Genomic DNA, 15,053 nt, shown 5'->3' on the forward strand with positions numbered 1-15,053 from the left:
ACTTCTTTCGCGAAAATTCGACCGATCGGCGAAGCCCCCGCCGTCGGCCGTCGTCGCGCGCCCGATCCCGACGATAAGCGCTGTCGCGCCTGCCCGCGAGCCCGATCTTCGGCCGTACCGGCGGGAGAGCGGCGATCGCCCGGACCACACCCGATATACACGTAAAACGAGCAATACGGCGAATGTCGCATGCGCAGGTCGCCGCGGGCGCTTGACTCGCGGCGAGCCATTTGATCAACATTTCGTTAAAGTTGCTGATCGAGAGAGATGCGACTCTAGCGTGGGTTGAAGGGGGTTGTATCAGGGGGATGCGCGCGACGCGGCCGGCGAGACGCCGGTTTCCGCGAACGCTCGTGCCATGCCTCGTGAAGCGCCCCCCGTCATGGGGTTTCGGGATCGTGGGCATCGACGCGACGCGCAGCAACTGGAGCACCCCGGCCGCCGTCGCCGGCTGGGGCGGGGCGGGAAGCCTCGAGTTCTCCTTCGGCCCCAGGCGCGTCGACGCGCTGTTCTTCGGTGCCGAGAAGCTCGCGCCGGAGGATCCGCGCCTGTGCTGGTTCGCCCTGAGCGGCACCGCCGCCGACGGCGGGCCCTTCCCGCCGGGGTTCCGCTTCTCGCCCTACGATCGTCGCGCGCTCGCGTCGCCCCGCGCCCTGCCGCCCTTCGGCTCGCCCTTCGTCGCGCCCCGCCGGCCGATGCTCGACGCCCTGCTCGCCGCCGAGCGACGCGTCGTCCGCTTCGCCAAGGCACATCGCGACTTCTTCGCCTGTGGCCGGACCGCGGTGCTGCATGCCCTGAACGAGGAAGGCCGCATCGAGTGGTTCGCGACCGACGATCTCTTCGCCGGTCCCGCCGACGGCGAGATCGTCGGCCGCCCCTATCCCTTCTCGCTCGGCCATCTGCTGCCCGGCGATCGCCACGGCGTCGTCGCCGGCGAACGCGGCTTCGCCACCGTCGCCGACGGTCGCCCCGTCTTCGTCGTCGCCTCCTTCGCCAAGGACCAGTGCCGCCGCGACGTCGCGCCCTGCGCCGGCGCCTGTGGCGCCCCGGCCCGCATCGGCGACGACGTCGCCTGGCCCGTCCTCGAGGGTGGCACGATGCGGCTCGCCCTGCGCGGCGACGGCGAGAAGAGCGACTGGCGCTTCCGTCCCGTCGTCGGCGAGGGGGCGGACGAGACGCTCGGCCGGCCCCGTCTCCTCGCCGACGACGCCGTCGTCTGGGTCGGCCGGAACGGCTTCCTCCACGCGACCGCCGGCAGCGCCTCCTGGCACGCCTGGCGGCCGGGTTTCCGCGCCGCCGCCCATCTCGACCTCCACCTCGACGTGCAGGGGCGTTCCTGGCAGTTCGGCGCCACCGAGGCGGGCTGGGCCTGGGCCAAGATCTCGACCGGGGCGCAGGAATACGCGCCGGTCTCCGGCTATCAGGTGAGCGGCGGTGCCTTCACCCTCCAGGGGGCCGACTTCTGCCGGCGGCCGACGGCGCACGACGGCGTCCGCGTCGTGGTGCAGGCCTTCGACGGCCGTTTCGCCGTGCCGCTCCTGGAATGGAGCGACGCCTCGCTGGTCGCCGTCGGCGAGCTGCCCGACGGCATCGACCCCGACGACGTCATGGCCGGCGGCAACGTCCACCTGCCGCGCGGCTTCGAGTTCCGCCTGCTGTCGCTCGTCGGCCACGGCCTCTACGCGCTGGGGAGCGGCACCCTGCCCTGGTCCAACCGCCACGACGCCCGCGCCTTCGTCTTCGCCGACCACCTCTTCCTCGCCAGCAGTCAGGACACACGATGCGTCATCGTCGCCTGTCGCGCCTGACCGGCGCCTTCGCGGGTCTCCTCGCCGGAGCGGTTCTCGCCCTCGTCTCGGTCGTCCTGTCGCCCGCGCCCGCGGCCGCCGCGGCGGGGCAGGTCTACCTCGTCCAGGCGAGCGGCTGGATGGACGGCTACATCAACAACACCGCCGGCGCCTTCCAGCGCCGGATCGAGCGTTTCGTCGCCCTGACCCGTCAGGACGCCTGGCCGATGGCGGTGGCGAGCTTCAACAGCCATCGCGAGGCCGAGAAGCGGACCGACGGCTGCTCGCCGCGCTTCCTCTTCCCCGTCGACGGCTGCGTCGAGAGCTCGATGCTGGCGCTCTGGTCGGAGGACGGCGTCCGCCGCGCCCTCGCCGCCGTGGCGATCCCGCAGAACGGCACCGGCGGGCTCGCCAACGCCTTCCTCGAGGAGGCGCTGCTGCGCGCCCGCATCATCGCCCTCGCCGATCAGCCGCAGGGCATCGTCTGGATCGTCACCAACAACAAGAACGCGCCGATCGGCACCATGGCCGCCCGCGACGTCTTCGCCTCCTCCGCCGCCTTCATGAAGCGGCTGAGCGGCGGCTGGGAGGAGCTCGGCGCCACCGGCGTCGTCGCCCTGCCGGTCGAGATGGCGGCCCAGAGCGCCACCCGCCCGCATTTCGGCCGCGACGCCGGCTTCATGATCTACGGCATCGCCTTCGGCGACGACGGCCTGAGGCTGCTGCATCACGTCGTCGAACGGCCGCAGCTGATCGCCGAGTTCGGCCGCGCCTTCCGCATCCGGCCGCTCGAGCGCGAGGCGCTGCGGCTGGTGGTCGAGCCGCAGCAGGTCGACGAGAAGATCGAGGTCGGCCTCGACCGCGACGGCAACGTCTTCGTCGGCGGCGCCGAGGTCGGGCGCGCCGCGCCGCTCGTCCTGCGCGCCTCGCTGCAGAACACGATCTACCCCTATGTCGTCCGCCGGGCGGCGCTGCGGCTCGCCTGGCAGCCCGACGAATCGGCGGCGAAGGCCGAGCTGCGCGCCTCCGTCGTGCCGGCGGTGGTGGAGGCGATCGCGCCGGGCGAGGCGCGCGAGATCACCGTCTCGCTCGACTTCTCCGCCGTGCGTCCCGACGACGGCAGCAAGCTCGTCTCCGAGGCCTTCGTCTCGAGCGGCAGCCTGCGGCTCGAGGTGGCCGACATCGACGTCGAGCGCGAGCCGGACGCGGTGCAGCGGCTGCGCCGGGTCTTCCTCGGCGACGCGGCCGCGCTCGGCGGCCCCTCGGCCGACGATCTCGCGGTGCCCCAGATCTTCCTCGCCGGCAACCGCATCCCGCGATCCGACGGCATGCTGCCGCTGCACTTCGCCGCCAATGCCTATCCGATCGACACCATCCGGCTGTTGCTCGGCGCGATCTTCGCGGTGATCGCCGCGACGCTGGCGACCTTCCACTTCGCCCGCCGCCGACCGCAGATCGTCGACCTCGACGGTCAGCGCGTGAAGCTGAACCTGCGCCCCTTCGAACGCACCACCTACGCCGCCGCCTCCGGCCGGACCTGGACCGTCAAGGGCGGTCTGTTCGGCGAGAAGAGCGCGCGGGCCACCCCGTTGACATGAACCCGCCGGTTCCGGAGACGCCGACATGACGCAGACGCCGATCCTCCTCGCCCAGAAGACCACGCCGCCGGTGCCGGCGCCGCTCGCGCCCGTGCTGCCGCCGTCGAACGGCACCGCGCCGGCGAAGCCCGCGGCCGCCCCGCCGATCGGCGGCTCGACCGGGGTTCCCGCCGATCGCGGCATGGGCTGGGACCGCCTGCCCTTCAACGGCTTCGACATCGCGGTGATCGCCTGCCTGACCATCCTGGTGGCGCTGGTGGCGCTGATCCCGAAGTCGCTGATCGCCCGCCATCTGGTCGCCCGCCGCGCGACGCCCTCGGCCGCCAACGCCGCCGGCTGGATGGCGTGGTTCTTCATCGTCTTCGCCACCCTGATGGTGCTGGTCGGCACGCTCGGCCGCTGGTGGTCGCTGGTCGTCTTCTACGGCCCGGCCGGCGCGGTCGCGGCGCTGTTCCTGGTGGCGACGATCTACCTCTTCGCCCGCGCCCTGAAGACGCGGCGGTGACCTCACTCGGGCCTCGGCGAAAGGGGGCGGAACGATGAATACCAACGTACCGAACATCGAACTCGGGCCGCGCGGCGCCGATCGCACGGTCGAGGTCCGGCCGACGCTCTTCGTCGCGGTCGGCGGCACCGGCATGGAGATCGCGCTCAGGCTGCGGCGGCGGATCCTCCAGGCCGACTGGAACGGCTACCGCCTGTCGTCGCTCGCCGACTTCCCGCCGGCCGCCTTCCTCTATTTCGACACCGACACCAACATCGCGGTCGAGAGCAACAAGTCGCAGCGCCAGGACCCGCTGTCCGAACTCGTCGCCTTCAGCCCGAAGGAGGCGATCCAGAACAAGGTCGACCTCGTCTACTACCGCGACGAGGCCCGCCATCAGGCCAACATCGCCGAGTGGATGCCGGCGACCGACCTGTCGCGCATCAACGCCGAGCACGGCGCCGGTCAGGTCCGCGCCATCTCGCGCCTGCTCTTCTTCCAGGAATTCACCCGCCTGCGCGACTCGATGGTCGACGGCGGCCAGCGCATCCTCCAGAACGTCAATCGCGAGGACCAGCTCCAGCGCCTCGGCCTGACCATCCAGCCCAACACGCTGCGCATCGTCGTGCTCGCCTCGGTCGCCGGCGGCACCGGTTCGGGCGGCTTCATCGACATGGGCTATCTCGCCTCGAGCCTGCGGCTGGCGCCGCAGTCCGACGTCGACCTCTTCCTGCTGCTGCCCGGCGGCTTCCAGGGCGCCAACCGCGGCCGCGTCTTCGCCAACGGCTACGCGGCGCTGTCCGAGCTCGAGATGTGCATGCGCGGCGACCGCCGCGCCCCCTACGTCGGCCGCTGGACCGACCGCGATCGCCCCGAGGGCGTCGAGCGGCCGTTCAAGGACGTCTATCTGATCGACACCAAGAACGTCGCCGGCGATCTCACCGGCGACAAGGACGTGGTGTTCGACATGGTGGCCGACATCATGTTCGAGGACTTCGGCAACTCCGACTTCGCGCGGCGCAAGCGCTCGATCGGCGTCAACCAGCAGCAGTTCAAGATGCGGCCCTACGCGCCGCGCATCTGGGCGGCCCAGGGCGACACCGCCTTCTCCTTCTACAAGGGCTATTCGAGCGTCGGCCAGTCGACGCTGAACACCACCACCGCGCTCGAATACGACAAGTCGGTGAAGGAGGTGACGCGCGACATGATCGCCGCCTTCTTCGGCGTCCTGCAGAACGCGCGGCAGAACGCCGTCCAGGCCGAGGAACGCGACGCCTTCCTGCGCAACAACCTCCACCTCGCCTCGACCGCCTTCCAGGACATTCCCGAGATCGGCATCGGTCAGGGCGAACTGGCGATCGCCGAATTCGCCCTCGTCGACCATCTGCTGATGCGCGACGACAACGGCCGCATCGACGGCACGCTGGTGATCGACGTCGGCCGCGACGTCGACCGCATCCGGCTGGAGTTCGCCGATCATGCCGCCTGGCCGCGCGAGGTCGAGCGCGTGTTCGAGCAGCGCCGCGTCGACGTCGACGGCCGCCCCGGCCAGCAGGTCGCCTACGGCCCGCGCGGCGAGGAGATCAAGCTCAACCGTGAGAAGTTGACCGCCCGCCTCGTCGGCGAGGGCGACGAGGGCCTGCCGGCGCTGCTCTATCGCTACGTCGACGACCACGAGCGCGGCGGCCTCGACTACACCATCGCGCTGATCGAGGACATCGTCCGCGCCGTCGAGGACGGATCGGCCGGCGCGATCGCCCGTCTGGCCGAGGCGGAGAAGAAATACGCCAATCTCGCCAACGAGATCGCCAACCAGAACTACATCCCGAGCCTGAAACGGCTGCAGGAGGCGGCGCAGCCGCGGTTCCTGTCGCTGGGCTCCAACCGCTCGATGGCCGAGACCATCCTCGGTCAGGCCCAGTACGACGTCGGCGACATCCTGCGCCTCAGGCTCCGCGCGATCGCCTGCCGTGAGGCGCAGATCCTGCTGCACGAGGTCTGCGAGCGCCTCGGCGCGCCCAAGGGCACCGACGCGACCACCAACGAGCGCAAAGGCACCGGCCTCGTCGGCGAGTTCCTGCGCGGCCGCGCCACGGTCCAGCGCCTGCTCGCCAACGTCCAGCTGCAGATCGACCGCGTCGACGACGTCATCCGCCGGCCCGACGGCGGCACCTACTTCACCATCGCCGACCGCAAGATCGAGATCGCCGTCGCCTCCGACGACCTGCTGCTGTGGGGCCGCGAGGCCTTCAAGGGCGAGGGCGGGTCGCGCGGTCTGTTCCGCCGTCTGCTCGAGGACAAGGAACAGGCGCGGATCATCAACATGGTGATCGAGGAATCGAACCGCCGCCTCGCCCGCCACCTGCCGAAGATCACCTCCTGCACCGACGCGCTCAGGGCCATCCCCGAGGAGGATCGCCGCGAGCTCTTCCGCAAGATGATCCAGCGCGCCATGCCGTGGATCGACGCCCGCTTCGACCGCGACGAGCTCAAGCTCGGCGAGGAACAGTACAAGCTGATCATCGCCGTCAACGACAAGGCCGAGTTCCAGCGCGAGTTCGGTCCGCAGATCGCCACCAGCCTGCCGGCCCGCGTCGGCGTCAAGACCGTCGGCTACGAGGAGACCTCGGTCCGCGGCAAGATCGTCTGCTACTGCGAGCTGAGCGGCATCCCGCTCGACCTGATCGATCCGCTGCGCGGCGAGTGGCGCCGCGCCTACGAGGAGGAGATGCATCGCCCCGATGCCATCCCGCTCCACAACCACAAGGACTACGAGCAGTTCCCGGCGCCGGTGGTGCCCAAGGTCGAGGAGATCGAGCGCCAGCGCGCCCAGCTCGCGCTCTTCGTCAAGGCGGTGATCATGGGCCTGCTGGTGCGGGCCGACGACGGCAACTACCGCATCCAGATCCGCCCCAACGACTGGCACCGCGCCGGCAGCGAACGCAAGATCCGTCGCTCCAACTTCATGCTGTCGCAGGAAGCGAAGCTGCGCGAGCAGGTCGGCCAGTTCGAGGACGGCCTGACCTCGTCGCAGATGCTGGCGCTCGCCGCGCTCGCCAAGTGGACGGCCGACCGCGCCTATGCCCCGCGCCGCGTCGAGATCGACAAGCGCGAATCCCGCCTCGGCGGCCTCGCCCACCACGTCTGCCAGGAACTGGAGACGTATTTCCTCGACAGGAGCGCCAAGCGCCATCCCCGATTCGAGACCGACCTGACGGCCGACGAGGCCATCGCCCGCCTGCTCGCCCCCGATGTCCTCGGCCAGTGGACCGAGATCGTCCCCGGCAGCGTCGAGGACGTCGACGGCAGCGAGGTCAACCGCGATCCCGGCGAGGACATCGCGCTGCGCGCCGCCGACAAGCGGCGGATCAGGACGGCGGGCTTCCGCCCCGAGGTGATCGAGCGCCTGCTGCGCGGCGAGGCCCCGGCGGCCGCCGCGCCGACCTTCGCGCCGCCGCCGCCGCCCGTCGCCGCCGCGCGCTGGTGGGTGGTCGATGCCGCCAACGCGCCGACCGGCCCGTTCGACGGCGAGACGCTGTCGCGGATGGCGGCCGCCGGTGCGCTCGTCCGCGACACGCTCGTCTGCCCCGAGGGCGGGGCCGCCTGGAGCGCCGCCGGCACGACGGTGCTGGCCGGCCTCTTCGCGGTCGCCCCGCCGCCTCCGCCCCCGCCTCCGCCGCCTTCCCGTTGATCGTCGTTCCCATCGAAAGGACAGTCCCATGCCTTCCAAGTCTTCGCGTCTCGCCGGCGTTCTCCTCGTCACCTCGTCGCTGGTCCTGACCGGCTGCACCACCGCCGGACCCAAGCAGCAGAGCGGCGCCCTGATGGGCGGGCTCGGCGGTGCCGCCGCCGGCGCGGTCATCGGTTCGGCGATCGGCGGTCGCGACGGCGCCCTCGTCGGTGCCGCCATCGGCGGTCTCGGCGGCGCCCTGATCGGCGGCGAGATCGGCCGCCAGATGGACGAGCGCGACCGCGCCGCCCGCAATGCGGCGATGCGAGCGGCCTTCGCCGAACAGGCCCGCAACAAGACCGGCCACGTCCGCCGCGCCTGGACCAATCCGACGACCGGCAACCGCGGCGAGTTCGTCGCCCTGCGCACCTATACGCAGGACGGCAAGAGCTGCGCGGTCTTCAAGGAATCCTACCACAAGCACGAGGGCGGCCAGACCTTCAGCGAGGAGCACACCCGCTGCGCGGGTGCGGACGGCTTCTATTGATCCGGTCCGCCCCGTCTCGCGCGGCGATGGTCGTCGCGGTCCTCGCGTCGGCGGTGTTTCCCGCCGCCGGCGCCGAGACCTTCGACCCGCGCGCCACCTATGCGTCGGCGCTCCGCGAAGTCTGGCCGCGCGGCATGGCGCCGAGCGGCTCGGGCTTCCACGTCGGTGCCGGCAAGGTGCTGACGGCGGCCCATGTGGTCGCCGGCTGCCCGACCGTGTGGGCGCGCCACCGCGGTCGCGGCGGCTCGGCCTCGCTGCTCGGCCTCGACGCCCGCCACGACGTGGCGCTGCTCGACGTCCCGTCCCTGCGCGATCTGCCGCGGCCGGCCTTCGCCGATGCCGTCGCCGATCGTCCGGCGGTCCTGTGGGGCCATTCCGAGAAGCGCGGCGAGATCGCCGAGGACCCGGCGGCGCGGACGACCGAGGTGCTCGGCCTCCGCGTCGAGCGCGTCGCCGTGCCGCTCCTCGACCTCGACGGCGCGGCGCCCAAGGGCTTCTCCGGCGGTCCCGTGGTCGACGAGGAAGGCGCGGTGCTCGGCATGGTCGTCGCCAAATGGACCGGCTCCGAGGCCTCGGTGCTCGCCGTGCCGTCCGACGCGCTGCGCCGCTTCCTGCTCTACATGGACGTCCGCCCCGACGTCGCCCCGCCCGCCGATCGTCGAACCGATCAGCCGACGGCGGACGGCCGCCGCGCCGCGCCGCCGTCCGGTCGAGACCCGCGCGGCGAGGCGGCCCGCGGCTTCGTCCTGCGCGTGGGGTGTTCCCGATGAGATCGATCGCCGCCTTCGCCGCTCTCGCGCTCCTCGTCCTACGGCCCGCCGTCGCCGCCGACGGAACCAGCGTCGCCCTGGAGACGCCGTGGTGCATCCCCGATCTGCCCTATGCCCGGATCCAGCGCGAGTTCTCGGCCATGCTGGAGAAGGCCGACTGTTCCGACGCCATGGCCAAGGCCAATACCGGGACGCATCTCCTCGGCATCCATTCCTGCCGCGACGTCGAGAGCGACGCGGGCGTTCGCTGCAAGAGCTTCGCCTTCCAGATCAACAACGCCAACGGCCAGGTCCAGGCGAGCGGGGTCCGCTTCGTCATGAAGGGCTCCGGCCGCTGGTGCCGGCGTTCGACCAACGACTGGACCGCGGTCGAGCCCGAGATCGTCAATTTCCGCGAGATCATGCGCGACGGTCCGCCGCCGCCGCCGATGGTCTGTGCCGATCCGCCGCGTCCGACCGTCGCCTCGCTCGCGCCGCGTCCGGCGCCGGTCGTCCGCCCGCCGCTCTGCGCCGCCGACTACCGGCCGGCCTGCGGCGATCTCGTCGCCCTGCGCTACCTCTCGACCCAGGCGGCGTCCGACGACGCCCTGCGCACCGCGGTCGGCACCTTCCTCGCCGACGAGCGGGAGACGCGCTGGCGCGACCTGCCGAACGCGGTCGAACTCGGCCGCCTCACCGGCGCGGCGCTCGAACGGTCGCGCCGCCGCGCCGCCTGCACGCCGCCGCCGCCCGCCGGCACCATCGCCTGCGGCCGGACCTGACCAGCCGAGACCTGCCCCGGGATCGACGAGGACATCGAGAACCATGCGAGACACCGCCCCGACCTGTTCCCTGTGCGCCGAGAAGCGGCCGGTCGTCGTGCGGCTGTTCCGCTACTGCCCGGAATGCGGCGTCGAGCTGGAACATCCGACCCCGCGCGCCGAGGTGGTGATCGAGCCGGGAAGGTCCGGCCGCGTCGATCCACCTTCGGAGATGCCGGGCCGGGTCGAGAGGAGGTCCGTGGTCGAGGTCGAGCCGTCGGGCGGGAACGGGTCGAAGACGCTCTCGGAGGTCCGGCCGATGCGGCCCGGCGCCGCGGTGGTGACGGTGGTCTCCGTCGCGGCCTTGCTCGTCGTCGTCGCAGTCGTCTGGAACAGCGGCCTCTTCGGTCCTTCGACGGCCGAGCGCCGGCTCGAGGTCGTCGCGCGCCGGGGCGAATGGACGCCGGTGCGTCTCGCCGACGCCGTCGGCAAGGGGCGTGCCTTCACCGTCGCCGGCGCGGGACCGATCCGCGTGCGCACCGGCGACGGCAAGCCGATGATCGTCGACGGCCCGCCGCTCTCGCTCGGCGACCTCGCCGGCGGATCGCTGGAGATCCGCGCCGTCGACGGCGAGACCACCGTCACCTTCCTCGCCCGCTGAGCCCGCCGGCTCACAGATTGGGTGGCGGTAGGCCGAGTTCGCTCATCAGCCAGGCGGCGAACATCCGAACCGCGCGCTTCGGCTTCGACGTCGACGGGAAGACCAGATAGTGGCCGGTGTATTCGATGTCGTTGGAGATGCCGCGCAAGGGAGCGACGAGCCGGCCGCTCTCGAGCTCGGCCTCGACGAAGCGCAACGATTCCAGCGCCACGCCGATGCCGTTGACCGCCGCGGCGATCGCCATGAACGAGCGGTCGAAGCGATAGCCGCGCGGCCGCGGCGGGGCGAGGCCGTTGGCGGCGAACCAGCGGTCCCAGCGCACCCGCTTGCGCTCGCTCTCGATCAGGATGTGGTCGAGCAGATCCGATGGTTTGGTGATCGTCGCGGCGAGTTCGGGCGAACACAGCGGGCAGACCCGCTCGAGCCCGAGCGGAATGCTCGCCATGCTCTCGACCCGCGGCGGGCCGTAGGAGATGTCGGCGTCGATCTCGTCGGTCTGGAAGCGATGGTACTCCGCCGAGGCGGAAAGCCGCACCTCGAGATCGGGCAGGTCGCGCCTCAGCCGCGTGAGGCGCGGCGTCAGCCATTGCGCCGCCATCGAGGGCGCGCAGTGCAGCCTGAGCAGGTTGGTCGAGCGCGTACCCACCATTTCCATGCCCTGCCGCAGGTCGTCGAAGCCGCGGCCGACGTGGGAGGCGAGGATCGTCCCCACCGGATTGAGCCGCACGCTGCGGCCCTCGCGCTCGAACAGGATCGCCCCGAGCAGATCCTCGAGCTTGCGCACCGCGTGGCTGACGGCACTGGCCGAGATGCCGAGCTCTTCGGCGGCGGCACGGAAGCTGCCGGAGCGGGCAGCGGCTTCGAAGGCCTGGAGGCCGGAGAGCGGGAGTGGTTTCATGTGAGACACATGAACTCAATTCACCCATAGATGCAATCTTTGTGTTTTTCATTTTCGGGGCTCACGACCACACTCCGCCCAACCAATAACTCGGTCAGGGTGTGAAAACATGCTTCTCAAAGACAAAGTTGCCGTCATTTCGGGTGCTGCGGGCGAACGCGGCATCGGTTTCGCCACTGCGAAGACTTTCGCCGATCAGGGAGCGAAAGTCGTCATTCTCGACCTCGACACGGATGGCGCGAAGGCTGCCGCCGCCCGTCTCGGCCCCGGCCACGTCGGCATCGGCTGCAACGTCGCCGACAAGGCGTCCTGCGACGCGGCGATCGCCGAGGCCCTGAAGGTCATGGGCAAGATCGACATCCTGATCAACAACGCCGGCATCACCCAGCCGGTGAAGGTGTGGGACATCACCGAGACCGACTGGGACCGCATCCAGAACGTCAACCTCAAGGGCGTGCTGTTCCTGTCGCAGGCGGTGATCCCGCACATGAAGGAACGCAAGCAGGGCGCCATCGCCTGCATGTCGTCGGTCTCCGCCCAGCGCGGCGGCGGCATCCTCGGCGGCGCGCACTACTCGGCCGCCAAGGCCGGCGTGCTCGGCCTCGCCAAGGCGATGGCCCGCGAACTCGGCCCCGACGGCATTCGCGTCAACTGCGTGACGCCCGGCCTGATCCAGACCGACATCAACGCCGGCAAGATCTCCGACGAGAAGCGCGTCGAGATCCTCGCGGGCATCCCGCTGAACCGTCTCGGCGTGCCGCAGGACGTGGCCAACATCTACCTGTTCCTGGCCTCGGACCTCTCCGGCTACCTCACCGGCAACGTCATCGACGTCAACGGCGGCATGCTGATCCACTGATCGGATCGTCCCGACGCGGCGACGATCGTCCCGCCGGACCCCGTTCGAACGGTCTCGGGTCCGCCCGCGACGATCGTCATCATCCCCACTCTTCCCCGCCTCGTGCCTTTCCGCGATCCGATCGCGCCGGCCGAGGCGAAAGGAGGCACGCAGATCCATGTCCGACACGGCACGAGCTCTTCCCAACAAGACGCTGGCCGATCGCGCCTACCATGTGCGCCGCAACGCGGTACGCATGGGCGAGGTCCAGGGTCAGGGCTACATCGCCCAGGCCCTCGACATCGCCGACGTCCTGGCGGTCGCCTATTTCCACGCGATGAAGTACAGGCCGGAAGATCCGACCTGGGAGGGGCGCGACCGCTTCCTCCTGTCGAACGGCCACTATGCCATCGCCCTCTACGCCGCCCTGCTCGAGGCCGGCATCCTCCCCGAGGCCGAACTCGAGACCTACGGCTTCGACGAGAGCCGCCTGCCGATGTCGGGCATGGCCTCGCACACGCCGGGCATGGAGATGTCGGGCGGCTCGCTCGGTCTCGGCCTGTCGATCGCCGTCGGCCACTGCCTCGGCCTCAAGGCCAAGGGCTCCGCGTCGCGCGTCTTCACGCTGTTCTCCGACGGCGAACTCGGTGAAGGCTCGGTCTGGGAGGCCATCATGCAGGCCGCCAAGTTCGAGCTCGACAACCTGATCGCGGTCGTCGACATCAACGAGATGCAGGCCGACGGTCCCTCCAAGGAAGAGACCCTGTTCGAGCCGCTGGTGCCCAAGCTCGAGGCCTTCGGCTGGTGGGTGCGCCGCGTCGACGGCAACGACATCGAGGCCGTCAAGGCCGCCTTCGACGACGCGATGAGCTCGCCCGAGAAGAAGCCGCGGATGATCGTCGCCGACACGCTGATGGGCAAGGGCGTTCCCTTCCTGGAAGCCCGCGAGAAGAACCACTTCATCCGCGTCGATGCCCACGAATGGAAGCTGGCGCTCGAGGCGCTCGACGCCGGGAGGACCGCATGAACACCGCCCCCGCCAAGCCGCGTCTCACCACCTCGGCGATGATCGCCTCGATCGCCGGCGCCGATCAGCGCACCCGTCCGGCGCCCTTCGGTCACGCCCTCGTCGAGGTCGCGCGCAACCGTCCCGACATCGTCGGCATGACCGCCGACCTCGGCAAGTACACCGACCTGCACATCTTCAAGCAGGCCTTCCCGGACCGCTTCTACCAGATGGGCATGGCCGAGCAGCTGCTGTTCGGCGCCGCCGGCGGCTTCGCGGCCGAGGGCTTCACGCCCTTCGCCACGACCTACGCGGTCTTCGCCTCGCGCCGGGCCTACGACTTCATCCACCAGACGATCGCGGAAGAAGACCGCAACGTGAAGATCGTCTGCGCCCTGCCGGGCCTGACGTCGGGCTACGGCCCGAGCCATCAGGCGGCCGAGGACCTGGCGCTGTTCCGCGCCATGCCCAACATGACGGTGATCGACCCCTGCGACGCCCACGAGATCGAGCAGATCGTGCCGGTCATCGCCGACCATCGCGGCCCGGTCTACATGCGCCTGCTGCGCGGCCAGGTGCCGCTGGTGCTCGACGAGTACGACTACAGGTTCGAGCTCGGCAAGGCGAAGCTGCTGCGCGACGGCGCCGACGTGCTCTTCGTGTCCTCGGGTCTGATGACCATGCGGGCGCACGAGGCGGCGGAGGCGCTGAAGGCCGACCGGATCGAGGCGGGCATCCTGCACGTCCCGACGATCAAGCCGCTCGACGTCGAGACCATCCTGCGCGAGGCCGGCCGCCCCGGCCGTCTCGTGGTGGTGATGGAGAACCACACGGTGATCGGCGGTCTCGGCGAGGCGATCGCTCGCGAGATGATCCTGGCCGACGTCCGTCCGACCGCCTTCCGCCACATCGGTCTGCCGGACGAGTTCCTCGCCGCCGGCGCCCTGCCGACGCTGCACGACCGCTACGGCATCTCCGTCGATGCGATCTGCTCGAGCGTCAGGGGCTGGCTGAAGTAAGCGCCTGCGAATGCGAAACGGGGGCGCGGTCGCCGCGCCCCCGAGCGTCGACCGGCCGGCGGAATCGCCGTGCCGAGGGAGGGACGACATGTCTTCGATCGCATTCGTGGGGCTCGGCTCGATGGGCCTGCCCATGGCGACCAATCTGGCCAAGGCCGGCCACGAGGTCCGTGGTTTCGATCTCAGGGCCGAGGCGCGGGCCGCGCTGGCGGCCGCCGGCGGCCGGGACGCCCCGACGCTGGAAGGCGCCTTCGCCGGCGCCGACGTCGCCGTGCTGATGGTGGTCAACGCCGCCCAGGCCGAGAGCATCCTCTTCTCCGGCGACGCGCTCCGCCACCTCGCCCCCGGTGGCCGCGTCGTGCTGATGGCGACCTGTCCGCCGGCCGCCGCCGCGGCGCTGGGCCGTCGCGTGGTCGAGGTCGGCCACGGTTTCGTCGACGCGCCCGTCTCCGGCGGCGTGGTCGGTGCGACCGCCGGCAGCCTCACCATCATGGCGGCGGCCCCCGACGCCGACTTCGCGGCGGTGAAACCGGTCCTCGAGGCGATGGGTTCCAAGGTCGTCCGCGTCGGCCGCGAGGCCGGGCAGGGCGCGACCGCCAAGGCGGTCAACCAGCTGCTGTGCGGTGCCCATCTGGCGGTGGCGGCGGAAGCGCTGTCGCTCGCCGAGGCGATCGGCCTCGACATGGAACAGATGCTCGACATCGTCGCGGGTTCCGCGGCGTCGAGCTGGATGCTGCGCGACCGCGGGCCGCGCATGCTCGAAGACGAACCGCGCATCACCAGTGCGGTCGACATCTTCGTCAAGGATCTCGGCATCGTGCTGGAAGCCGGCCGGGACGCCAAGGCGGCGCTGCCGATGGCGGCGGTCGCCCACCAGATGTTCCTGTCGGTCTCCGGCCGGGGAATGGGCGCCGCCGACGACAGCCAGGTCATTCGCGCCTATCGCGCGCTGCGGGGCCGCGGCCTCTGAAGGAGACGACGATCCGCGCCGGGCGGGAGGGTGCTCGGCACGAATGGGAATTCCAATCCACGGAA

13 protein-coding genes are annotated in these 15,053 nt (G+C 70.8%); 12 read left to right on the plus strand and 1 reads right to left on the minus strand.

The features are described 5' to 3' along the window. The first annotated feature begins 398 nt into the window (after nt 1-398). From ACT541_RS02615 to ACT541_RS02650, 8 genes are read left to right on the plus strand one after another with little or no spacing between them, the layout of a single operon-like run. A complete protein-coding gene (locus ACT541_RS02615; RefSeq protein ID WP_476134044.1) occupies nt 399-1,808 on the plus strand; it encodes a hypothetical protein in 1,410 nt (469 codons plus the stop codon). Then, the gene (locus ACT541_RS02620) at nt 1,781-3,385 is read left to right on the plus strand and encodes a hypothetical protein (protein WP_476134045.1); all 1,605 of its coding nucleotides are present in this window, start codon (nt 1,781-1,783) and stop codon (nt 3,383-3,385) included. The genes ACT541_RS02615 and ACT541_RS02620 overlap by 28 nt, the downstream gene beginning before the upstream one ends. 25 nt (nt 3,386-3,410) lie before the next feature. Beyond that, nucleotides 3,411-3,890, plus strand: coding sequence for a hypothetical protein (locus tag ACT541_RS02625; protein WP_476134046.1), 480 nt, complete (start codon nt 3,411-3,413; stop codon nt 3,888-3,890). Between the two features lie 34 nt (nt 3,891-3,924). Next, on the plus strand, nt 3,925-7,560 hold the full coding sequence (locus ACT541_RS02630; RefSeq protein ID WP_476134047.1) for a tubulin-like doman-containing protein: 3,636 nt from the start codon (nt 3,925-3,927) through the stop codon (nt 7,558-7,560). A 28-nt stretch (nt 7,561-7,588) separates the two neighbouring features. After that, the gene (locus ACT541_RS02635; protein WP_476134049.1) at nt 7,589-8,086 is read left to right on the plus strand and encodes an RT0821/Lpp0805 family surface protein; all 498 of its coding nucleotides are present in this window, start codon (nt 7,589-7,591) and stop codon (nt 8,084-8,086) included. Further along, the gene (locus ACT541_RS02640; RefSeq protein ID WP_476134050.1) at nt 8,083-8,856 is read left to right on the plus strand and encodes a S1 family peptidase; all 774 of its coding nucleotides are present in this window, start codon (nt 8,083-8,085) and stop codon (nt 8,854-8,856) included. Before ACT541_RS02635 ends, ACT541_RS02640 begins: the two co-directional genes overlap by 4 nt. After that, entirely contained in the window at nt 8,853-9,617 is a 765-nt protein-coding gene (locus ACT541_RS02645) for a hypothetical protein (protein WP_476134052.1), read from the plus strand. Before ACT541_RS02640 ends, ACT541_RS02645 begins: the two co-directional genes overlap by 4 nt. A gap of 43 nt (nt 9,618-9,660) precedes the next feature. Then, nucleotides 9,661-10,257 carry a hypothetical protein gene (locus tag ACT541_RS02650; RefSeq protein ID WP_476134053.1) on the plus strand — a complete coding sequence of 199 codons (597 nt, stop codon included), beginning with the start codon at nt 9,661-9,663 and terminating at the stop codon, nt 10,255-10,257. 10 nt (nt 10,258-10,267) lie between these two features. Here the strand turns inward: ACT541_RS02650 and ACT541_RS02655 are convergent, their stop codons facing one another. Beyond that, on the minus strand, nt 10,268-11,155 hold the full coding sequence (locus tag ACT541_RS02655; RefSeq protein WP_476134054.1) for a LysR substrate-binding domain-containing protein: 888 nt from the start codon (nt 11,153-11,155) through the stop codon (nt 10,268-10,270). Nucleotides 11,156-11,264: 109 nt separating this feature from the next. Here ACT541_RS02655 and ACT541_RS02660 point away from each other — a divergent pair, with 109 nt between their 5' ends. The 4 genes from ACT541_RS02660 (at nt 11,265) to ACT541_RS02675 (ending at nt 14,988) form a co-directional block, all read left to right on the plus strand. Next, complete coding sequence (locus ACT541_RS02660) at nt 11,265-12,014, plus strand: SDR family NAD(P)-dependent oxidoreductase (protein ID WP_476134055.1); 750 nt, start codon at nt 11,265-11,267, stop codon at nt 12,012-12,014. 157 nt (nt 12,015-12,171) lie between these two features. Then, nucleotides 12,172-13,020, plus strand: a complete 849-nt coding sequence (locus ACT541_RS02665; RefSeq protein ID WP_476134056.1) for a transketolase — start codon at nt 12,172-12,174, stop codon at nt 13,018-13,020. Further along, nucleotides 13,017-14,018, plus strand: coding sequence for a transketolase family protein (locus tag ACT541_RS02670; protein WP_476134057.1), 1,002 nt, complete (start codon nt 13,017-13,019; stop codon nt 14,016-14,018). Before ACT541_RS02665 ends, ACT541_RS02670 begins: the two co-directional genes overlap by 4 nt. 88 nt (nt 14,019-14,106) lie before the next feature. Beyond that, nucleotides 14,107-14,988 (plus strand): NAD(P)-dependent oxidoreductase, encoded by an 882-nt coding sequence (locus ACT541_RS02675; RefSeq protein ID WP_476134058.1) that lies wholly within the window; start codon nt 14,107-14,109, stop codon nt 14,986-14,988. The last annotated feature ends 65 nt before the right edge of the window (nt 14,989-15,053 follow it).

The sequence above is a fragment of the Pinisolibacter sp. DMC100 genome, from assembly GCF_056313705.1.